The 19,272-nt window shown below is 60.2% G+C and carries 21 protein-coding genes; 9 read left to right on the top strand and 12 right to left on the bottom strand.

What is annotated here, in order from left to right; genetic code table 11:
• Positions 1-39: 39 nt before the first annotated feature.
• The 11 genes from BMZ91_RS18480 to dctP form a co-directional block, all read right to left on the bottom strand.
• Entirely contained in the window at positions 40-768 is a 729-nt protein-coding gene (locus BMZ91_RS18480; RefSeq protein ID WP_092841975.1) for a response regulator transcription factor, read from the bottom strand.
• Between the two features lie 60 nt (positions 769-828).
• Positions 829-1,620, bottom strand: coding sequence for an ABC transporter permease (locus BMZ91_RS18475; RefSeq protein WP_092841973.1), 792 nt, complete (start codon positions 1,618-1,620; stop codon positions 829-831).
• Entirely contained in the window at positions 1,617-2,351 is a 735-nt protein-coding gene (locus tag BMZ91_RS18470) for an ABC transporter ATP-binding protein (protein ID WP_092841971.1), read from the bottom strand. The genes BMZ91_RS18475 and BMZ91_RS18470 overlap by 4 nt, the downstream gene beginning before the upstream one ends.
• Before the next feature lie 48 nt (positions 2,352-2,399).
• Positions 2,400-2,840, bottom strand: coding sequence for a cupredoxin domain-containing protein (locus tag BMZ91_RS18465; RefSeq protein ID WP_092841969.1), 441 nt, complete (start codon positions 2,838-2,840; stop codon positions 2,400-2,402).
• Between the two features lie 21 nt (positions 2,841-2,861).
• A complete protein-coding gene (locus BMZ91_RS18460; protein WP_092841967.1) occupies positions 2,862-3,827 on the bottom strand; it encodes a YVTN family beta-propeller repeat protein in 966 nt (321 codons plus the stop codon).
• A gap of 10 nt (positions 3,828-3,837) precedes the next feature.
• Positions 3,838-5,016: an ABC transporter substrate-binding protein gene (locus BMZ91_RS18455; protein ID WP_218145688.1), complete on the bottom strand. Its 1,179-nt coding sequence runs from the start codon at positions 5,014-5,016 to the stop codon at positions 3,838-3,840.
• A gap of 286 nt (positions 5,017-5,302) precedes the next feature.
• Complete coding sequence (locus BMZ91_RS18450; protein ID WP_092841963.1) at positions 5,303-6,820, bottom strand: malonate--CoA ligase; 1,518 nt, start codon at positions 6,818-6,820, stop codon at positions 5,303-5,305.
• 16 nt (positions 6,821-6,836) lie between these two features.
• On the bottom strand, positions 6,837-8,078 hold the full coding sequence (locus tag BMZ91_RS18445) for a malonyl-CoA decarboxylase (protein ID WP_092841960.1): 1,242 nt from the start codon (positions 8,076-8,078) through the stop codon (positions 6,837-6,839).
• Positions 8,075-9,391 (bottom strand): TRAP transporter large permease, encoded by a 1,317-nt coding sequence (locus BMZ91_RS18440; RefSeq protein ID WP_092841958.1) that lies wholly within the window; start codon positions 9,389-9,391, stop codon positions 8,075-8,077. Before BMZ91_RS18440 ends, BMZ91_RS18445 begins: the two co-directional genes overlap by 4 nt.
• 3 nt (positions 9,392-9,394) lie before the next feature.
• Complete coding sequence (locus BMZ91_RS18435; RefSeq protein WP_092841956.1) at positions 9,395-9,973, bottom strand: TRAP transporter small permease; 579 nt, start codon at positions 9,971-9,973, stop codon at positions 9,395-9,397.
• Between the two features lie 70 nt (positions 9,974-10,043).
• Positions 10,044-11,030, bottom strand: coding sequence for a TRAP transporter substrate-binding protein DctP (dctP, locus tag BMZ91_RS18430; protein WP_092841995.1), 987 nt, complete (start codon positions 11,028-11,030; stop codon positions 10,044-10,046).
• Positions 11,031-11,169: 139 nt separating this feature from the next.
• Between dctP and BMZ91_RS18425 the strand changes: the two genes are divergently transcribed.
• From BMZ91_RS18425 to BMZ91_RS18405, 5 genes are all read left to right on the top strand, one after another.
• Positions 11,170-11,826 (top strand): GntR family transcriptional regulator, encoded by a 657-nt coding sequence (locus BMZ91_RS18425; RefSeq protein WP_092841954.1) that lies wholly within the window; start codon positions 11,170-11,172, stop codon positions 11,824-11,826.
• An 88-nt stretch (positions 11,827-11,914) separates the two neighbouring features.
• On the top strand, positions 11,915-12,391 hold the full coding sequence (gene smpB, locus BMZ91_RS18420; protein ID WP_092841952.1) for an SsrA-binding protein SmpB: 477 nt from the start codon (positions 11,915-11,917) through the stop codon (positions 12,389-12,391).
• A gap of 29 nt (positions 12,392-12,420) precedes the next feature.
• Complete coding sequence (locus tag BMZ91_RS18415) at positions 12,421-12,702, top strand: hypothetical protein (protein ID WP_092841950.1); 282 nt, start codon at positions 12,421-12,423, stop codon at positions 12,700-12,702.
• A gap of 89 nt (positions 12,703-12,791) precedes the next feature.
• Positions 12,792-13,649 carry a 3-mercaptopyruvate sulfurtransferase gene (gene sseA / locus BMZ91_RS18410; RefSeq protein WP_092841948.1) on the top strand — a complete coding sequence of 286 codons (858 nt, stop codon included), beginning with the start codon at positions 12,792-12,794 and terminating at the stop codon, positions 13,647-13,649.
• Positions 13,649-14,833 (top strand): amino acid aminotransferase, encoded by a 1,185-nt coding sequence (locus BMZ91_RS18405; RefSeq protein WP_092841946.1) that lies wholly within the window; start codon positions 13,649-13,651, stop codon positions 14,831-14,833. Before sseA ends, BMZ91_RS18405 begins: the two co-directional genes overlap by 1 nt.
• Before the next feature lie 44 nt (positions 14,834-14,877).
• On the opposite strand, the gene BMZ91_RS18400 is transcribed toward BMZ91_RS18405, so the two are convergent.
• Positions 14,878-15,357: a fasciclin domain-containing protein gene (locus tag BMZ91_RS18400; RefSeq protein ID WP_092841944.1), complete on the bottom strand. Its 480-nt coding sequence runs from the start codon at positions 15,355-15,357 to the stop codon at positions 14,878-14,880.
• A gap of 368 nt (positions 15,358-15,725) precedes the next feature.
• On the opposite strand from BMZ91_RS18400, the gene BMZ91_RS18395 reads away from it, so the two are divergent.
• From BMZ91_RS18395 to msrQ, 4 genes are all read left to right on the top strand, one after another.
• Positions 15,726-17,237 (top strand): FMN-binding glutamate synthase family protein, encoded by a 1,512-nt coding sequence (locus BMZ91_RS18395; protein ID WP_425441603.1) that lies wholly within the window; start codon positions 15,726-15,728, stop codon positions 17,235-17,237.
• Between the two features lie 76 nt (positions 17,238-17,313).
• Complete coding sequence (gene msrP / locus BMZ91_RS18390; protein WP_092841942.1) at positions 17,314-18,216, top strand: protein-methionine-sulfoxide reductase catalytic subunit MsrP; 903 nt, start codon at positions 17,314-17,316, stop codon at positions 18,214-18,216.
• 2 nt (positions 18,217-18,218) lie between these two features.
• Positions 18,219-18,407 carry a GDCCVxC domain-containing (seleno)protein gene (locus BMZ91_RS22115; RefSeq protein ID WP_092841940.1) on the top strand — a complete coding sequence of 63 codons (189 nt, stop codon included), beginning with the start codon at positions 18,219-18,221 and terminating at the stop codon, positions 18,405-18,407.
• Positions 18,404-19,012, top strand: coding sequence for a protein-methionine-sulfoxide reductase heme-binding subunit MsrQ (gene msrQ, locus BMZ91_RS18380; RefSeq protein WP_092841938.1), 609 nt, complete (start codon positions 18,404-18,406; stop codon positions 19,010-19,012). Before BMZ91_RS22115 ends, msrQ begins: the two co-directional genes overlap by 4 nt.
• The last annotated feature ends 260 nt before the right edge of the window (positions 19,013-19,272 follow it).

The raw sequence follows: 19,272 nt of genomic DNA, 5'->3' as shown, positions 1-19,272 counted from the left end.
TCCTGCGGGCGGGCGAGCCCTACCAAAAGGTTAGTCCGGCTAGTCGGTTTCGCGCAAGACGTTAGAGAAGCTGGCCATTTGCGCGATCAGCACGGCTTGGGTGCGGGTCTGCACGCCAAGCTTGCGCATGATCGCGGTGACATGGGTTTTCACGGTGGTTTCCGCAATCGAAAGCTCATAGGCGATCTGTTTGTTCAGCCGCCCTTCGCAGATCAGTAGCAGGATGCGCGATTGTTGCCGGGTCAAAAGCGCAAGCCGTTCAACCGCCTCGCTCTGGTCATTGACGGGCTGTTCGGGGGTCTTGGTCAGAACCACGCCTTCGGGCAGGAACACCTCCCCCGCGCCGATGGTTTCAAAGGCGGCGCGAAACACCGGGCGTTGGCTATGCTTGGGCACAAAGCCCGCCGCGCCGGCATGGATCGTGGAGCAGACCATGCGGCTTTCCGACATCGAGGATACCACGACAATCGGCACATTTCCGGCCACGGCCTTGAGCCGCATAAGACCGTCAAGCCCGGTCACATCCGGCAGGTTCAGATCAAGCACGATGATCTCTGGCGGGCCGTTCTGCGCGATATGCTCCATTGCCGCGTCAAGGCTTTCGGCGGTGTCGATACGGGCGATGCCCGCCACCGACTTGAGGGTCATCGACAGAGCGTCACAAAACAGCGGGTGATCATCAACGATAAGGGCCGTGCGAAAATGCCCCGCCGCAGCCTTGGCGGGGGGCTGGTTCTGTATCTGCGGGCGCGCCTCGTTCGGGTCCATGACGATATCCTAGCAAATGGGTCTTGTGGGGCATACTGACACCAAGGTCTGAGGCATGCGTTACCCTTTGCGCCGCAAAAGCCCGCGCCCCGGATCATACCCCCAAAGCGCCAGCACCATGAAGCCCATCGTGGCAAGCATTGTCCAGAGCAGAGCCATGCCGTTGAATTGTCCATAAAGCGCAAAGCGGATCAGCTCGACCGTATGGGTGAACGGGTTCACCGCGCAGATATCGCGCAGCAGCGCCGAGCTTTCGGCCATCCGCCAGAGCGGGTAAAGCGCGCTCGACATGAAGAACATCGGAAAGATCACGAAGTTCATCACCCCTGCAAAATTTTCCAATTGTCGGATAAGCGACGAGAGCGCGACCCCAAGCGCGCCAAGCATCACCCCCCCGAGCACCAGCGCCGGCAAGGCGTAAACATAGCCCATCGGCGGTATGGTAATCCCCATCGCCGCCGCAATCCCGAGGAAGGCATAGCATTGCAAAACCGACACCACCGTGCCCGCCAGAATCTTGCAGAGCAAAAGCCACCAGCGCGGCAGCGGACTTGTCAGCAAAAGCCGCATCGAGCCCATCTCGCGGTCATAGACAAGGCTAAGCGAGGATTGCATGCCGTTGAACAAGAGGATCATCCCGCAGAGGCCCGGCACGATATAGGTCTCATAGGTGATATAGGTCTGATAGGGCGGGATGATCGACAGGCCAAGCGCGGCGCGAAACCCGGCGGCAAACACCACCAGCCAGATCAGCGGGCGGACCAGTGCCGAAATGAACCGCGAGCGTTGTTGCGCAAAGCGCAGCGCCTCGCGGGCGGTGATGGCCCAAAGCGCAATCAACAGCGGCTTCATGTGCTGGCCCCGGTCAGATCCAGAAACCGGTCGGTCAGGGATTGATCGCCGATGATCTCGCGCGCAATGCCATCGGCGCGCACCTCGCCACGGTGCAGGATCACAAGCCGGTCATCGGGCCAGACTTCGTCGGTCAAGTGCGTCGCCCAAAGCGCGGTCAGCCCGTCCTCGGCGCACAAGCCATGCACATGCGCGGTGATCGCGCGCCGCGCCTCGGCGTCTAGCCCGACGGTGGGTTCGTCCAAGAGCAAAACTGCCGGGCGATGCACGAGGGCGCGGGCGATCTCGGTGCGGCGACGATGACCGCCATTGAGGTCGCGGGCGATTTCATCGGCGCGCTCTGCCATGTCCATCCGCTCAAGCGCCGTGTCGATGCGGTGTTCGGCCTCGCGCCCGGCAAGGCCATGCAGCGCCGCGAAATAGCGCAGGTTGCGCCGCACGCTCAGGTCAAGATCAAGGGTGGGTTGCTGAAACACCACGCCGATGCGCGCCAAGGCCTGACGTGGGGCGCGCGCCATGTCGTGGCCCATCACCGTCACCTGACCCTCGGAGGTGGTGAACAGCCGGGTCATGAGGGCAAACAGCGTCGATTTTCCGGCCCCGTTCGGCCCCAAAAGCGCACAGAACGCGCCCTGCGTGACCGCGAATGACACATCGTTCAGCGCGCGCCTGGCGCCATAGGAAAACCCAAGCCCAGAGACCTCCAGTCCCGCTACGTCTTGCCCCGTCATGCCAATCCTTCCCGCGTGGTTGGTGCCATCATAGGCCGGGGCATGCGATTACTGTATCCTTATCTCAAGCCTCTGGCTCTCGCCGGTCGTGCCGGGGATTAGTATATGATAGCGACCGGGCTTGATCGCGATAAAGGAAAATTCCGCCGTGCCGGCATCGTCAAACTCGAAACTGTCGATTGCCATGGGCCGCACTTCGATATCGTTAATCACGATCTCGTCCATCCAAATCGCGCGAAAGAAATCGGGCCCGCTCAGGCCGATTTCGGCGGTGCCATCGGCGGTGATTTCCATCTCGTAATAGGCGCCCGATTCAAGGATCACCGGCCCCTCGCCCAAAGGTTTGCCAGAGCTGAGCGTGACCTTAATCGTGTCGCCCCGGTTGCACTTGGCCAGAAGCCCGGAAAAGGCAAGGTTATCGCAAAGCGGCGCGGCCAGGGCCGGGCCCGAGAAAAGCGCCAGAGTGGCGGCTGTCAGAAGCGTTCGCATGATGGTCCTTTCGTTGTTGGGTTAGTCGGAAACGACCACAACGCCCCAGGGCTGTTGGCCGACTTGCACCGATTTCACCACCTTCTCGGCCGCCACATCAATGATCGAGACATCGTTGGAATTGCCGTTGGTGGTATACAAAAACGCCTCATCCGCATCAAAGGCAAGCTGCCAGACGCGCTGACCGACAAGCAGGTATTTCTCGACCTCGAAGGTTTCGCCATTGATCAGCGCGACCCGGTTTGACGGTCCGAGGGCGACGAAAATCTTCTTGCCATCCGAGGTCACGCGCACCCCGACGGGTTGCAGAAGTTCGGGTGCGATACCGGGCACGGCAAAGCTGATCTTGTGCTCGATCTCGCCGCCATCGGGGTTGATCACGCTGACTGTGCCGCCGATTTCGGCGCTGACAAACAGGTGTTTGCCGTCGGCACTATATTGGGCAAAGCGCGGGCGTTGATCGACGAGGGTGTTTTGCACGATCTCGAATGTTTCGGTGTCGATGAAATGCGCCATATTCGTGGTTTCAGAGGTGTTGACCACGTATTTGCCATCCGGCGAAATACCCATGCCTTCGGGCTCTACCCCAACCGGGATTTCGGCCAGAATGGTATGGGTTTCGGTATCGGTGACGGTGACAAGATTGTCGTCTTCATTGGCGATATAAAGCGGGTTGCCCGACGGATGGAGCACGAACAATTCCGGGTCAGGGCCAGAGGGCAGGGTATAAAGCTCGTCGTAGGTGGCGGTGTCAAACACCCGCACCACGTCATCATCCGAGGCGCAGACATAGAGCTTTTTGCCATCCGGGCTTGCGGTGATGCCGCGCGGGCGGTTGCCAGCGGAAAATTCCTTGAGAACCTCCCAGGTTTCGCTGTCGAGAACGGTGACGGTATTGCCGCGCTCATTGCTGACGAACACCTTGCCCGCAAGGGCCGGCGTGGTGAGCAGCGTGGCAAGGGCCGTGGCAAAGGCAAGGCGGCGCATGTCGGTTCTCCTATTTGGTAAAGGCGGTGCAGGCGCTTTCGGGCTGATCCAGCCCCATCGTATCAAGCAACGAGCGTTGGTGCAGAAACCCCTCTTGCGGCGACACACTCAGGGTGATGCGGCCATCGGCGAGAAGAATCGGCTGGCGCAGCTGGCCGTTCCAGGGCCGGAAGGTAAGCTTTTGGCCCTTGAACGCCGCCAGCTCGAATTTGTCGCTCAGCGCGTAGGCCCGGATCGCGGCGGGATCGGCCCCGCCGGTGCGTGTCACCGTCTCGCCCAGCACCCGAAGGGCAAGCCAGGCGTTGTAATCCTCGGGGCGCATATAGCGGTTGCTCAGCGTCTCGAACCGGTGCTGAAACTGCGTCGCGCCCCAGGCCTCTAGCGCGGGGTGCCAGCTGAGCGGGCGCAGCCCGGCAGAGCCGACAATGAGCGCGGGCGACCATGTGTGATAGGGCAGATAGGTGGCAAACACGTCCGCCTCATCCGCCGTCACGATGACCTCTGCCCCGTCAAGCGGTTGGGTGAAAAGCGGCAATTGCCGCTGGACCTGAACATGGCCGCTATCGGTGCGCCGCGCGCCGCCGGTATCGGTGAATTCCAACGCGTCGGTGATGCGCGCGCCAAATTTCGCCGCCGAGGCGCGATAGCTGTCGGCAAGTGCGCGATCTTCGGGGTGCGAGCCGTGGATAAGCGCCCATTTCGGCCATTTCTTCCAGATAAGGAATTGCGCCACCGCATCGGTCTTCATCTTGCGCGAGGGCACCACGTGCAGGATATTGCCGCGGCATTGATCGTTGCGCAGAGCGGTGTCGGGGGCGAGCGTGTTGAAGATCACCGTATCGGGCGCGGCCGCATCGGCGATTGCCAAAAGCTCTGGCATGCGGGCCTGAACCGCGAAAAACCGGAGGCCCTTGGCCTGCAACGCCTCAAACGTGGCAAGCGCGGTTTCGGGCGGGCTTGCGGCGGTTTCAAGCGCATAGGTCTGGCCCATGAAGCGCCCGGTCGTCTGATTGTCCTCGGTCGCCAGGAGGCCACCGGCAAAGCCAAGATCATCCGGGCGCAGATCAAGCCGCGAGACCGGCAAGAGCGTGGGGTAATCCACCCGCAGGATGGCCGCCGTCACCTCGACCGCCAAGGCGGGGCGGGCAAGGGCGCCAAGAGCGAAAAGGATCGCAACAAGCCAACGCATCATACGCGCGGCAGCCTTGCGCAACGGCGGGTGTCGGCAATTGTCATATACACGTTCCCTTTGACTTGTGATCGCCTATTACGGGTATCTTAACAAAGGTTTTGTGCCTGTCCGCACCTTTCCGGCCCATGGCTGGGGGACACCAGTTCTGATCTAGTTTTTACAAATTTAATCAAAGGGTTGAGTGGTATCATACTTTGGTCGCAGGGCGTCGATAGCGCCGCATAGAAAAACGGCCCCGCGCAGGCTATGCGCCGGGCCGGAGTGGTCATCGCGATGACGCATTTCAGGCAGGTTTGAACAAATCGGCGTAGTCGGCCCGCAGGATGTTTTTCTGAACCTTGCCCATGGTGTTGCGCGGCAATTCATCCAGCATGATAAGTTTGCGCGGATGCTTGAACCGCGCCAGCGAGGTCGCGGCCGCCTCGGCAATCGCGTCAAGATCGGGTGTTTCGCCCTTCTGCGCCACAAGGAACCCCACAACGGTTTCGCCGAAATCGGGGTGCGGCACGCCGACCACGGCGCTTTCAAGAACGCCGGGCTGTTCATCCAGCAGCAGTTCGATTTCCTTGGGATAGATGTTATAGCCGCCCGAGATGATCAGATCCTTGTCGCGCCCGACAATATGCACATAGCCCTGATCGTCGATCCGCCCCAGATCGCCAGTGATGAAAAACCCGTCGCTGCGCAATTCCTCGGCGGTCTTCTCGGGCATGTTCCAATAGCCTTTGAACACATTCGGGCCGCGCACCTCGATCAGGCCGATCTCGCCCTGCGGCAGGGTCTTGCCAGTGTCGGGATCGGTGATCTTGAGGTCGACCCCCGGCAGAGGAAAGCCGACCGTACCGGCGCGGCGCTCGCCGACGTAAGGGTTCGAGGTGCTCATGTTGGTTTCGGTCATGCCATAGCGCTCAAGGATGCGGTGGCCGGTGCGCTCTTCAAACGCCACATGGGTTTCGGCCAGAAGCGGCGCGCTCCCCGAGATGAAAAGCCGCATATGCCCGGTCAGGGCGCGATCAAAGCGCGGGTCATCCAGAAGCCGGGTGTAAAACGTCGGTACGCCCATCATGCTTGTGGCGCGGGGCAGGGCTTCAATCACCTTGTCCTGATCAAACTTCGGCAGGAAGATCATCGAGGCCCCGACCAGCAGGATCACGTTTGTCGCCACAAAAAGCCCATGGGTGTGAAAGATCGGCAGCGCATGCAACAGCACGTCTTTCTCGGTGAAGCCCCAATAATCGACCAGCACCTCGGCATTTGACAACAGGTTGGTCTGGGTCAGCATCGCGCCTTTCGAGCGCCCGGTCGTGCCCGAGGTATAAAGAAACGCGGCCAGATCATCGGCGCTGCGCGGCGTGGTCTCAAAGTTCTCGGGTTTATCGCGGGCGGTCTCGGGCAGGCTTCCGCTGCCATCGGCGTTAAGCGTCATCAACTGCGCCCCGGCGGATTTGGCTATGGGGGCAAGTGCGTCTGCCTTGGCGCTATCGCACAGCAACAGGCGCGCGCCGCTATCGGTCACGAAATACGCAAGCTCATCCGCCGTATAGCCGGTGTTGAGCGGCAAAAATACGATGCCCGCCTGCACGCAGGCCGCATAGACCGCGAGCGCCTGCGGTGATTTTTCCACCTGCGCCGCAAGCCGGTCACCGGGCGCGAGGCCTGCGTCGCGAAAGCTATGGGCGTATTGCGCGGTCAGTCGCAGGAAGGCATCATAGCTTAATGCGCTGCCATCCGCGAGGTACAAAAACGGCGCGGTTTGGCCAGCATGGCGACCAAAAAGCATGTCATAAAGGGGGTTGGCCATGGCGATCTTCCTTGTTTCAGTCTTTGGTGGCCCGGGCGGCGCTTAGGGCGGTCACTTCGGGCGAGGCGGCGATTTGCGCCGCATTGGCAAAACGTTCGTGGTTTTGCGAAATCAGCGCCAGATCGTAAAGGTAATTCACCATCATGCCCCCCGATTGGGCAAGGCCATTGGGCGACAGATCGGCACCGGCGTGAATGGCATGCACCGAGGCGCCATTGCCCAGGTGAAACCGCGCAACCGGGTCAAACGGGCCACCCTCGGGGCGTTTGGCGTTGAGCAGGTAATCGGCGGTGATCTGGCGGCGCTCTTCGGGATCGTCGGGCAGGGCGGTGTCGGTATTCGCCAGCCACTTGGTCAGCGCCGGGATCGGCGAGAGCGTCACGAAGGTCTTGAGGTTGGGAAGCTCCTGCGAGAGGTCCGCCGCCACCTGTTTGATCAAGGAGTTGCCAAAGGAAATCCCGGCAAGCCCGGGCTGACAGTTCGAGATCGAATAGAACACCGCGGTGTCGGCCTTGTCCGCGGTGATCGTGGCGCGGGTGTCGGCCAGCAGATCATGGATCGCCCCCGGTGTGCCGCTGGTCAGGGCGACCTCGACGAAAATAAGCGGCTCGTCCGGCATCGAAGGGTGAAAGAAGCCGAAACACCGCCGGTCCGCAGGTTGCAGGCGCAGGCGCAGATCATCCCAGCTGTCGATGGCATGAACCGCCTCATAGGCGATGATCTTTTCCAGGATATCGGCCGGGCTGGTCCAGTTGATCGGGCGCAGCACCAGAAAGCCGCGATTGAACCACGACGAAAACAGGTGCCGGAGATCAAGATCCACCACCGAAAGCGCCGGTTTGTCCCGCGCCAGCCGGAGCAGGTCGCGCCGCATCGCCACAAGCTGGGCGGTGGCGCCGGGCACCTGATTGAGACGGCGCGCCAACTCCTGACGTGGCGGCTCTGCCGCGGCCAGAAACGCCCGATAGGTGTGCCGGTCCGGGTTGGCCTCAAAGGCATCAAGCGCGTCGCGCACGACGTCGGGGTCAACGCCAAGATCGTCGGTCAGGAAGGTGAAAAACCCAAGCTTCGCCGCGTCATCCATGCCAGTATAACGATCCAGGATAAGCCGGGCGAGCGTCATGCCCGAAACCTCGCCCGAGCTGCCAAGCAGGTCGCGCGCGAGGTCCTGGATGCTTCGGTTCTGCTGATCGGGCTCTGTCGCGCCGCGATAGCGCCGCTCGAAAACCGTCGCAAGAAGGTCGGCCAGCACACTCATACGGCGGTTCCCATCACAACATCAGGCAACCATGTCGCCAGCCCCGGGAACAGGCAAAGCAGGATGATCGCAAGGATCATGCAGGCCACAAACGGTAGCGAGCCAAGCAGGATCGTCTTGAGCTTGATATCGGGGGCGATGCCGTTGATCACATAGAGGTTAAGGCCGACGGGTGGCGAGATAAGGCCGATTTCCATGTTGATCGTCAGAACCACGGCAAACCAGATCGGATCGAAACCGGCGGTCAGGATGATCGGCAACAGGATCGGCGCCGCCATCAGGATCACCGCAACCGGCGGCAGGAAAAAGCCAGCGACCAGAAGGAACAGGTTGATCGCCCCCATCAGAACCCAACGGTTTACATCCAGCGTGCCAATCCATTCGGCAATCGACTGGGTGATGAACAGGCTTGAGAGCATGTAGGAAAACACACCGGCGGCGGCGATGATGAAAAGGATCATCACGCTTTCACGGGTGCTGTCGCGCAGCACAACCCAGATCGCCGTGGGGCTCCACATCTTGTAGATGATGATCGCCATCAACAGGCAGAGAAGCGCGCCAATTGCGGCGGTCTCGGACGGGGTCGCGATGCCACCATAAAGCGCATAAAGCACGCCGAGGATGATCACCAGAAACGGCAGGACGCGAGGCAGAATCTCAAATCGCTCGGTCCAGGAATAGCCCTGTCCGCCAAGCAGGTTGATATTGCCCGACTTCCATGTCGAATAAAGCGACCAGGCCATGAACAGACCCACAAGCATCAGCCCCGGAATGACCCCGGCCAGAAACAGTCGCCCGATCGAGGTTTCGGTGGCGATGCCGTAAACGATCATCGTGACCGAGGGCGGAATAAGGATGCCAAGGGTGCCGCCTGCCGCGATAGAACCGGCCGCAACGCCATCGGGATAGCCACGCTTGCGCATCTCGGGGATGCCCATCTTGCCAATCGCCGCACAGGTGGCGGGCGATGAGCCCGACATCGCCGCGAAAAGCGCGCAGGCCCCGAGGTTCGAGATCACAAGCCCCCCCGGCACCCGCGTCAGCCAGCGTTCGAGCGCTTCGTAAAGGTCGGCCCCCGCCCGCGTCGAGGCGATGGACGAGCCCATGATGATGAACATCGGGATCGATAGAAGGGCAAAGTTATCAAGCTTGCCGAACAGGATTTCCGGCATCAGTTCCAGCGAGCGCATCCCGTCGAACGCGATCAGAAAGCCCGCCGAGACGATCAAGAGGCCAATGGCCACCGAGACGCCCGAGAACAGCACGAAGATTGTCATGAGGGCGACAAGCCCCCCGAGTACGAGCGGGTCCATGATTCAGAGATCCCCAGATACGCGGGCCGCGAGACCCTCTTGTTCAATTCCAAAGGGTGCATCAATGCGCATGACGACCGCATAAAGGTCAGCGATCAGTTGCAGCAGCAAAAGGCCAAGGCCGACCGGCAGAGCCATGTAAGGCTTCCACAGGGCCACGCTCCAGACGGTGTCGGATTTCCAACCGCGCGCATAGGCGACATGCCAGAATTCATACCCGTACCAGAGCATCACCGCGATGATCAGCGCCGAAATACCAAGCGTTATCACCGCCAGAACGCGGCGCGCGCCCATCGGAAGGGCAATCGGAATGAGATCAACGTTCACATGCCCGCGCAAACGTTGCACATAGGGCAGACCCACAAGAGTGGCAGCGATCATCAGGTAAATTACCGCTTCGGTCTGCCAGATCGTCGAGCCATTCAGGACGAAACGGATGAAGATCATCTGACAGGTGATAAGCACCGCCAGCGTGATCATGCCCGCCGACACCCAACCGGCAAAGGTTGAAATGGCTGCAACGATTTTGAGAAAGAGGCTGTTGCCGGTGTTTGCCACACCGGAAATGGATTGGCCCGACATCGGCCCTCCTTTCGGGATAAGTCTTGGGGGCAGGGCGCCGCGCAATGGGGCGCCCTGCAATCAGGTCAGATCACTCGACGGCGAGCGCCATATCCAGAAGCGCCTGCCCGTCCGGCACGCTTTCGACAAAGGCCTTGTAAGAGGTTTCCGTGGCAATTGCGCGCCAGGCGGCGAAATCCTCGTCACTCATCTGTGCGATCTCGACGCCCGCCTTCTTGAAGACTTCAACCGAGTTGGCGTCTTCTTTCTTGGCTTCGTCGAGATAGAAGGCTTCGGCCTTTTCGGCACCGGCCAAAAGCGCGGCTTGCTGTGCCTCGGTCAGCCCCTCAAAGGTGGATTTGTTCATCAACAGCGGCTGATACATGAACCACAGGGCAACGTCGCCCGCAGGGGTATAGCACTGGACCTGCTCGTAAATCCGGTAGGACACGAAGGATGACGACGACGTATTGGCCGCATCCAGAACGCCGGTTTGCATGGCGTTGTAGATTTCCGAGCTTGCCATCGACGCGATCGACGCACCGGCACCGGCCAGCATCTGTTCGAACGCCTTGCCCGCGGCACGGGTTTGCAGGCCCTTGATGTCATCGGGCTTGGTGATGCATTTCTCTTTGCCGGCAAAGCCACCGGCCAGATAGCCATGCACCAGCACCATCACGTCATCCTCGGCCATCTTGGCCTCAAGCGCCTCCATGAAGGGGCTGCTGGACAGGCGTGCGGCGTGGTCGTGGTTCTTCACCAGACCGGGCATCAGCGTCAGGTTATAGGACGGCTGTTGGCCACCCGCATAGCTGAGCGGCAGAACGGCCATGTCAAGCTGACCACGGCTCAGGGGTGTGTATTGCTCGCGCGGTTTGAACAGTGATTTCGAGCCGAAGATCTTGATTTCAAGATTGACGTCGGCGGCAGCGACTTCATCGGCAACGATCTGGGCCACCTTGTGGCGCACGTCGCTGTTGGACCACTGATGCGACAGGCGCAGATCGGTGGCATTTGCGGCGCCGCCAAGCAGCATCATCCCGGCAGCAACGGCTGCCGTGAACATAGATTTTTTCATGTCTTCCTCCCATTTTGTCCGGGCAAGATGACCCGAACACGTCCGCTCAGTGTTTTTGGTTTCGAATTCAGAGTCAAGTTTTTTGTATACAATATTTTCAGCCTTGCGCACAATCAAACCGGCGGCTAGGTTTTTTGGCATGGAACTTCGTCGGGCGGACAAAATCGCGGATGCGCTGGAAGAGCTGGTTTTTACCGGCGGCTTTCACGATGGCGACCGGCTTGACGAGTTGCGCCTGGCGACGCAATTCAACGTGTCGCGCACCCCGATCCGTGAAGCCTTGCAACGGCTGGTCGCCTCTGGCCTGGCAGAGCAGATCCCGCGCCGTGGCGTCTTTGTGCGCCAGCCGGGGCCGGTTGAATTGATGGAAATGTTCGAAACCATGGCCGAGATCGAGGGCGTCTGCGGGCGTCTGGCGGCAATGCGGATATCGGATGCGGCACTGGAAGAGCTGGACAATGTCAACGCCTCTTGCTGTGCGGCGGTCGAGGGCGGCGATACCGATGGGTATTACCGCGAAAACGAGCGGTTTCACCATGTTATCTATCATCAGGCCGGCAATGGCTTTCTCGAACATGAGGCGCTGCGCCTGCATCGGCGGCTCAAGCCATTTCGCCGGTTGCAATTGCGCTGGCGCGGGCGGTTGTCACAATCCATGGCCGAACATGAGGCGATTGTCGAGGCGCTCCGCGCCGGCGATTCCGCGCGCGCCGCAGAGGCGCTGCGGAACCATGTGGCGATTCAGGGCGAGAAGTTTCATCTTTTGATGTCCAGCTTGCGCAGCGCCGCAGAGTAACCACATAGGACCAATCTGGCGAAAGCTGTGGCCCGACGGGCCTTGCACACCGCTGGACAGTCGACGCGCGCATGGGTAGGACAGCGAAATGGCCAAGGTAAAGGACAATCCGAACTACAAGGTGATCGCCGAGAACCGGCGGGCGCGCTATGACTATGCCATCGAGAACGATATCGAATGCGGCATTATCCTCGAAGGCTCCGAGGTCAAATCCCTGCGTCAGAACGGCGGCAATATCGCCGAAAGCTATGCCATGGTTGAGAATGGCGAGCTTTGGTTGGTGAATTCCTATATCGCGCCCTACCTTCAGGCCAAGACCTTTGGCCATGAAGAAAAGCGCCGTCGCAAGCTTTTGGTGTCGCGCAAGGAATTGGCGCGGCTCTGGAACGAGACACAGCGCAAGGGCATGACGCTTGTCCCGCTGGTGATGTATTTCAACCATCGCGGGCTGGTGAAAATGAAGATTGGCATCGCCAAGGGCAAGAAGAACCACGACAAGCGCGCCACCGAGGCCAAGCGCGACTGGAGCCGTCAGAAACAACGCCTGTTGCGCCACGGAGAGTAAGCGGCGGTTTTCCCCCAAGGAAACGGACTATGGAACTTTTGCTAGGTTTGATGGGCGGCGCGATTGGCGGCAATGTCGCGGGCGGGGTGATGAAACACGCCGGGCTTGGCTTTATCGGCAATTCGATGGCCGGAATCGTCGGCGGCGGTCTTGGTGGTCAGGCTCTGGCGATGCTGGACGCGGGCGGTGCCGGTTCGATTGCGGGCGGCGGTGATATCGGCGCCATCCTGGGCGCAGTTGCCTCGGGCGGCGCAGGCGGTGCCGTGCTGATGATCATTCTTGGTCTGATCAGGAAAATGTTGGTCAGGTAAGCGGCAAATAGAGGCCGGACAGGCGGGGCCCGGTCTTGCCCTTTTGGCCCTCAGACTGTAGGCAAGTCAGGTCTGAAACGGGGGGCCCCATGGCACATGATGATCCTAAAACCGTTGTTTCCACCGACTGGCTTGCCAGCCATCTGAAAGATCCGGATTTGCGGGTTCTGGATGGCACGATGTTCATGGCCGCGGAAGGGCGCGACGCAAAGGCGGAATACGACGCTGCACATATTCCCGGCGCGCGCTTTTTCGACATTGATGACATCAGCGACAGCCGCTCTGAACTGCCGCATATGGCGCCACCGGTCGAGAAATTCATGTCAAAGCTGCGCGCCATGGGCGTGGGTGACGGGCATCAGGTGGTGGTCTATGACGCCAAGGGCCTGTTCTCCGCCGCGCGGGTGTGGTGGCTGTTTCGCCTCATGGGCCAGGACAACATCGCCGTCCTTGATGGCGGGTTTCCCAAATGGCAGGCCGAGGGCCGGGAGATCGAAGACCTGCCGCCGATTGTCCGCGACCGCCACATGACGGTGCGCCGCCAGAACCAGATGGTCAAGGATGTGACGCAGGTGGCGGCGGCGGCCAAGCTTGGCGATTACGAGATCCTTGATGCCCGATCCGCAGGCCGATTTCGGGGTGAGGCGCCCGAGCCGCGCCCCGGTTTGCGCGGCGGCCATATTCCGGGCTCGAAAAACGTGCCCTATACCGATTTGTTGAATGACGACCTGACGATGAAACCCCGCGAGGCACAGCGCGCCGTGTTCAAAGCGGCGGGCGTTGATATGTCCAAGCCGGTGATCACCACCTGCGGCACCGGTGTGACGGCGGCGATCATCAGTCTGGCGCTTGAGCGGATCGGCAAGACTGACCACGCGCTTTATGACGGATCATGGACGGAATGGGGCGCTTTCCCGACTGTTCCCGTCGCCACAGGAGAGACCTGATGTTCAGCAATCTTAAAGAAAAACCCGCCGACAAAATCCTGGCCCTCGCCCAGGCATTTCGCGAGGACCCGCGCGACACCAAGATTGATCTTGGTGTCGGCGTTTACAAAGATGCGCAGGGCAAGACCCCGATCATGCGCGCGATCAAGGCCGCCGAGCAACAATGGTGGAGTCAGGAAGAGACCAAGGCCTATACCGGGCTTGCCGGTGATCCGGGCTTTTCCGACGTGATGATCGACCTGGTGCTTGGCGATGCGGTAACCCGCGATCAGGTCGCCGCCGTGGCCACCCCCGGCGGCACCGGCGCGGTGCGTCAGGCGTTTGATCTTGTGCGTATGGGCAACCCGCAAGCGCGGGTGTTCGTGTCTGATCCGACATGGCCCAACCACCTTAGCATTCTGGCCTATCTTGGGGTTGAAACGGTGATGTATCGCTATTTCGACGCTGAGACCGGCGGCGTCGATTTCGAGGGCATGATGGCAGGCCTTCAGGACCTGCGCGCCGGTGATGTGGTGCTCTTGCACGGCTGCTGTCACAACCCGACGGGCGCCAACCTGAACCTGAGCCAATGGCAAGAGGTGATCGACCTTCTGAACCGCAAGGGTGCGGTTCCGATGATCGACATCGCCTATCAGGGCTTTGGTGACGGGCTTGACGCGGATGCCAAGGCGACCCGGCTTGTGGTCAAAAACTGTCCCGAGGTGCTGATCGCGGCAAGCTGTTCCAAGAACTTCGGCATCTACCGCGAACGCACCGGCATTCTGATGGCGGTGGCGCAGGATCGCGGGATGCAAAAGGTGGCGCAGGGCAATCTGGCCTATCTCAACCGCCAGAATTATTCCTTTCCGCCCGATCACGGCGCGCGGCTTGTAACCATGGTGCTAAGCGATGACGCCCTGCGCGCCGATTGGCAATCAGAGCTGGAAGACGTCCGCCTTGGCATGCTGCGCCTGCGTGAGGGTCTTGCGAATGAGCTTCGCCGTTTGTCGGGATCTGACCGCTTTGGGTTCATCGCCCAGCATCGCGGCATGTTCTCGCGCCTTGGCGCAACGCCTGAACAGGTTGAAACAATGCGCAAGGATCATGGGATTTACATGATTGGCGACAGCCGGATCAATGTTGCCGGTCTGAATGAGCGAACCGTGCCGATCCTTGCCCGCGCGATGATCGACGCGGGCATTTAAATCAGGTAACGGCGCGCCAGGGATCAGGCGCGCCGTCATGGCGATTATTCCGGCAAGATCACTGCATCAATCACATGGATGACGCCATTGCTCGCCTCGATATCGGCAGCGGTAACATTGGCACCGTTCACCATGACGCCACCTTCGGTCATGATGGTCACATCGCTGCCCTGAACGGTGGTCGCGCTCATGCCATTGCTAAGGTCGCCCGACATCACCTTACCCGGCACCACATGATAGGTCAGGATCGCCGCAAGCTTGTCCTTGTTCTCGGGCTTGAGCAGGGTTTCAACCGTGCCCTCGGGCAGGGCCGCAAAGGCCGCGTTGGTCGGGGCAAAGACGGTGAACGGGCCATCGCCCTTGAGAGTCTCGACCAGATCGGCGGCCTGCACGGCGGCGACCAACGTCGAGAAATCTTCATTCCCGGCGGCAATAGCGACGATATCCTTGCTGTGGCCATCGGCAAAGGCGGGGCCAGCCATGAGAGCGGCGGCAGTCAGGGCAAGGTAAGTTCTGCGGAACATAAGAGTATCTCCTGTTTTAACGTCAGTTGTGAGGATGCCGGATCGGGCATCATGAACAGGGCTACGGGGCCAGATCGCGATTGGATCACCGGGGATTTTTGCCGATGCGATTTGACGAAACCGTTACGTGGGCTAAGCGCGCGAGTTTTGTAACATCAAGTCACGTTTTTGTACTGAGGTGGGAATTCTCCTGCGCTTTAGCAGGCAATTCAGGCGGTTTTCCCGCCGTTCTCGAGGTTTGCGGGCCAATGTCCCGCTACCGGACATTTCTAGCCTCTGCGCCCTCTCGTGAGCATGGTTTAGCGGCTTGTTTGATGACCGCGAAAGGCGCAGGTTGCGCCGCGACGGCCCCAAAGTGGTGTGGGTCAATGGGTATGGAGTTTTCGATGATTTACGTGATGCAGATCCTACAGGTTCTCGCACTCTTGTTTGTTCTCGTGCTGGGCGCGCTCGTCCTGATGGCGATGCTGTTTTATGTGCTGGACAAGACCCAGCCCGGCGATGCGATCCGGCGCAACTATCCGGTGATCGGGCGCTTTCGCGGGTTGTTTACCAAGCTGGGTGAATTCTTTCGCCAGTATTTCTTTGCCATGGACCGCGAGGAAATGCCGTTCAACCGCGCTCAGCGCGATTGGGTTAAGCACGCCACCAAGGGCAAGGGCAACACCATCGCCTTTGGTTCGACCCGCAACCTTGGAGTGCCGGGCACGCCGATTTTCGTACCGGCCGTGTTTCCGCCACTGGATGAGCAGGTTACTGTGACCGCGCCGATGCTGATCGGGCCAACAGCAGCCATTCCTTACAGCGCAAAGTCATTTTTCAATATCTCTGGCATGAGCTATGGTGCGATTTCGCGCCCTGCGGTCGAGGCGCTTAGCCGGGGCGCGGCAAGGGCAGGAGTCTGGCTGAACACCGGCGAAGGCGGGCTTTCACCGTTTCACCTGACGGGGGGCTGTGACCTAGTCTATCAGATCGGCACCGCCAAATACGGCGTGCGCGACGAAGACGGCAACCTGAGCGACGAAAAGCTGCGCAAGATGTCGGAAAACCCGCATATCAAGATGTTCGAACTCAAGCTTGCTCAGGGCGCCAAGCCCGGCAAGGGCGGAATCCTGCCCGGTGAAAAGGTCAGCGCCGAAATCGCCGAAATCCGCGGTATCAGACTTGGGCAGGATAGTATCTCGCCCAATCGCCACGCCGATATCAACGATTACGGCGAACTCCTGGATGTGATCTGTCATATCCGCAAGGTCACGGGGCGGCCGATCGGGTTCAAGACTGTGATCGGCTCATCCGAGTCTTGGGAGCCGCTGTTCCAGATGATCAATGAACGCGGCCCTGAATGCGCCCCGGATTTCATCACCATTGATGGTGGCGAAGGCGGCACCGGCGCGGCGCCGATGCCGTTGATGGATCTCGTTGGCATGCCCATTCGCGATGCCTTGCCGCGCATGGTCGACCTGCGCGACCGCTATGGCCTAAAAGAGCGGATCAGGATGATCGCCAGCGGCAAGCTTATCAATCCCGGAGATGTTGCCTGGGCGATCTGTGCGGGAGCTGACTTTGTGACCTCGGCGCGGGGCTTCATGTTTAGCCTTGGCTGTATTCAGGCGCTCAAATGCAATCGCAATACCTGCCCGACCGGCATCACCACCCATGACAAGCGTCTTCAGGCCGGTCTTGTGATCGAGGATAAATATGTGAAGGTCGCCCATTACGCCAAATCGGTGATCAAAGAGGTTGAGATGATCGCGCATTCTGTTGGTGTGAGCGAACCACGCCTGATGCGGCGGCGGCATGTGCGCCTTGTGCAGGCCGATGGCACCTCTGTCGCGTTCAACAAAATCCGCCCAAGTTACAACGCGGACTCGGTTTCGTGATCGCGGTTCATGCGTAGAATTCTGGCGATAGGCACATATCCCTCTATATATAGGTGGAACCCAATAGGAGAGATGCATGGCCTATCGCTGGAAAAACACCCTGTCCGATCGCGACGTGACGCCCGAGGCGGCGTTTCTGAACCGACGTCAGTTGATGGCGGGGGCGGCGGCCGGGATCGGGCTTGCCGGTGTCGGCCTTCCGGCGGGCGCGCAGGAATTGGAGGCCAATAGCTGGGAAGAAATCACCGGCTATAACAACTATTACGAGTTTGGCACCGACAAGGCCGATCCGGCGCGCTATGCCGAAGCTCTCACCACCACCCCTTGGAGCGTCGAGATCGACGGGCTTGTCGATCGCCCCGGTGCCTATGGCTTTGATCAGATCATGGACAAGATGACGATCGAAGAGCGGCTCTATCGGTTCCGCTGTGTCGAGGCCTGGTCGATGGTCGTGCCCTGGAACGGGTTCGAGGTTGCCGATCTTCTGGCCCTGGCGGGGGTTCAGGCCGATGCCAGATATATCGCATTCGAAACCGCCTTGCGCCCCGATGAAATGCTCGGCGTGAAATATCCGGTTCTGGACTGGCCCTATGTCGAAGGGCTGCGCCTTGATGAGGCGATGCACCCGCTGACCATCATGGCCACGGGCATTTATGGCCGCGATATCCCCAATCAGAACGGCGCGCCGCTGCGTCTTGTGGTGCCGTGGAAGTATGGTTTTAAATCCATCAAGTCGGTGGTGCGGATCACCGCCACCAGGGACGAGCCGCCAACCTCCTGGAACAAGGCCAATGCACGCGAATACGGCTTTTACAGTAATGTGAACCCCGAGGTGGATCACCCGCGCTGGTCACAGGCCACAGAGCGGGCAATTGGCGGCGGGTTGTTTGCCAAGCGCAAGCCGACGCAGATGTTCAATGGCTACGGCGAAGAGGTGGCATCGCTTTACGCCGGGATGGACCTTCGGAAGAGCTTCTGACAATGGCCCGCATGATGACATGGCTGGGCGGTTTCGGTGCCGGATTTACCGCGCTTTGTTGCTTTACCGGCATCTTACCATTTCTTCTGGGGGCGGTCCTGCGCCCAAAGCCCGGCGATTGCTGTGTCTATTGTTCATATGCTGATGTGGCCTGCCCGCCGGTCCAACAGGGGGATCGCTGTTGCGGATGACGGGGCTTGTCGATCAAATCAACAGCTTTGCCCGGCGGATGCCGACCTGGGCCGTCTACCTGCTCCTTGGCGCGCCATCTGTCTGGCTGTTCTATCGTGGCCTGACCGGCGGCCTCGGGATTGAGCCGATCAAGGCGCTTGAACATGAACTGGGCGGGATTGCATTACAGCTTTTGATCGCTGGTCTTTGTATCACCCCGCTGCGGCGGCTTCTTGGGGTAAACCTTATCAAGTTCCGCCGCGCCCTTGGTCTTTTGACCTTTTACTATGTCTGCCTGCATCTGCTGGTCTGGCTGGTGCTGGATGTGCAGATCCCCGCGCAGATATGGGCCGACATCGTCAAGCGCCCCTATGTGACCATCGGCTTTTCCGCCTTCTTGTTGCTTGTGCCGCTGGCGGCGACCTCCAACAATTGGTCGGTGCGCAAGCTGGGGTCGAAATGGCGGCAGCTTCACAAGCTGACCTATCTGGCGGCGATTCTGGGGGCGGTTCACTTCATATGGCTGGTGAAGGGCTTTCAGATTGAACCGCTGGTGTATCTGGCGGTGATTCTCGGCCTGCTGGCGCTTCGGCTGCGCCCGGCGCGTAGAAAACAGGCAGCTTGAGGCGCGATTGCCCCGGTCGGGGCGCCCTGTGACTCGCAAAATGACCGGATCGGCAAAGGTTTTGCCGAGATCGACTCGGCCGAATGCCCGGATCACGGCGATTCCTATCCCTCAAATCCGCCTGAGTCGCCCCAAGTTCCCTGTTCTCAGGAGGGCGGCCAAGCACCTCTTGGGGATAACCCTGTGGATAACGCAAGATGTGGGGTAGGGGCGTCATGATATGCGCTAACAATATTGCGTACGGGCCGTATTATTCATGC

The sequence above is a fragment of the Roseovarius lutimaris genome, assembly GCF_900115165.1.
Classification (GTDB): domain Bacteria; phylum Pseudomonadota; class Alphaproteobacteria; order Rhodobacterales; family Rhodobacteraceae; genus Roseovarius; species Roseovarius lutimaris.
The sequence above is the reverse complement of the archived record's forward strand: the minus strand, read 5'-3'. Positions and strand labels throughout refer to the sequence as shown.

Coding starts and splice junctions, on each gene's coding strand:
- BMZ91_RS18480 (WP_092841975.1), bottom strand. CDS start 768: ATGGACCCGAACGAGGCGCGCCCGCAGATACAGAACCAGCCCCCCGCC.
- BMZ91_RS18475 (WP_092841973.1), bottom strand. CDS start 1,620: ATGAAGCCGCTGTTGATTGCGCTTTGGGCCATCACCGCCCGCGAGGCG.
- BMZ91_RS18470 (WP_092841971.1), bottom strand. CDS start 2,351: ATGACGGGGCAAGACGTAGCGGGACTGGAGGTCTCTGGGCTTGGGTTT.
- BMZ91_RS18465 (WP_092841969.1), bottom strand. CDS start 2,840: ATGCGAACGCTTCTGACAGCCGCCACTCTGGCGCTTTTCTCGGGCCCG.
- BMZ91_RS18460 (WP_092841967.1), bottom strand. CDS start 3,827: ATGCGCCGCCTTGCCTTTGCCACGGCCCTTGCCACGCTGCTCACCACG.
- BMZ91_RS18455 (WP_218145688.1), bottom strand. CDS start 5,016: ATGCGTTGGCTTGTTGCGATCCTTTTCGCTCTTGGCGCCCTTGCCCGC.
- BMZ91_RS18450 (WP_092841963.1), bottom strand. CDS start 6,820: ATGGCCAACCCCCTTTATGACATGCTTTTTGGTCGCCATGCTGGCCAA.
- BMZ91_RS18445 (WP_092841960.1), bottom strand. CDS start 8,078: ATGAGTGTGCTGGCCGACCTTCTTGCGACGGTTTTCGAGCGGCGCTAT.
- BMZ91_RS18440 (WP_092841958.1), bottom strand. CDS start 9,391: ATGGACCCGCTCGTACTCGGGGGGCTTGTCGCCCTCATGACAATCTTC.
- BMZ91_RS18435 (WP_092841956.1), bottom strand. CDS start 9,973: ATGTCGGGCCAATCCATTTCCGGTGTGGCAAACACCGGCAACAGCCTC.
- dctP (WP_092841995.1), bottom strand. CDS start 11,030: ATGAAAAAATCTATGTTCACGGCAGCCGTTGCTGCCGGGATGATGCTG.
- BMZ91_RS18425 (WP_092841954.1), top strand. CDS start 11,170: ATGGAACTTCGTCGGGCGGACAAAATCGCGGATGCGCTGGAAGAGCTG.
- smpB (WP_092841952.1), top strand. CDS start 11,915: ATGGCCAAGGTAAAGGACAATCCGAACTACAAGGTGATCGCCGAGAAC.
- BMZ91_RS18415 (WP_092841950.1), top strand. CDS start 12,421: ATGGAACTTTTGCTAGGTTTGATGGGCGGCGCGATTGGCGGCAATGTC.
- sseA (WP_092841948.1), top strand. CDS start 12,792: ATGGCACATGATGATCCTAAAACCGTTGTTTCCACCGACTGGCTTGCC.
- BMZ91_RS18405 (WP_092841946.1), top strand. CDS start 13,649: ATGTTCAGCAATCTTAAAGAAAAACCCGCCGACAAAATCCTGGCCCTC.
- BMZ91_RS18400 (WP_092841944.1), bottom strand. CDS start 15,357: ATGTTCCGCAGAACTTACCTTGCCCTGACTGCCGCCGCTCTCATGGCT.
- BMZ91_RS18395 (WP_425441603.1), top strand. CDS start 15,726: ATGGGTATGGAGTTTTCGATGATTTACGTGATGCAGATCCTACAGGTT.
- msrP (WP_092841942.1), top strand. CDS start 17,314: ATGGCCTATCGCTGGAAAAACACCCTGTCCGATCGCGACGTGACGCCC.
- BMZ91_RS22115 (WP_092841940.1), top strand. CDS start 18,219: ATGGCCCGCATGATGACATGGCTGGGCGGTTTCGGTGCCGGATTTACC.
- msrQ (WP_092841938.1), top strand. CDS start 18,404: ATGACGGGGCTTGTCGATCAAATCAACAGCTTTGCCCGGCGGATGCCG.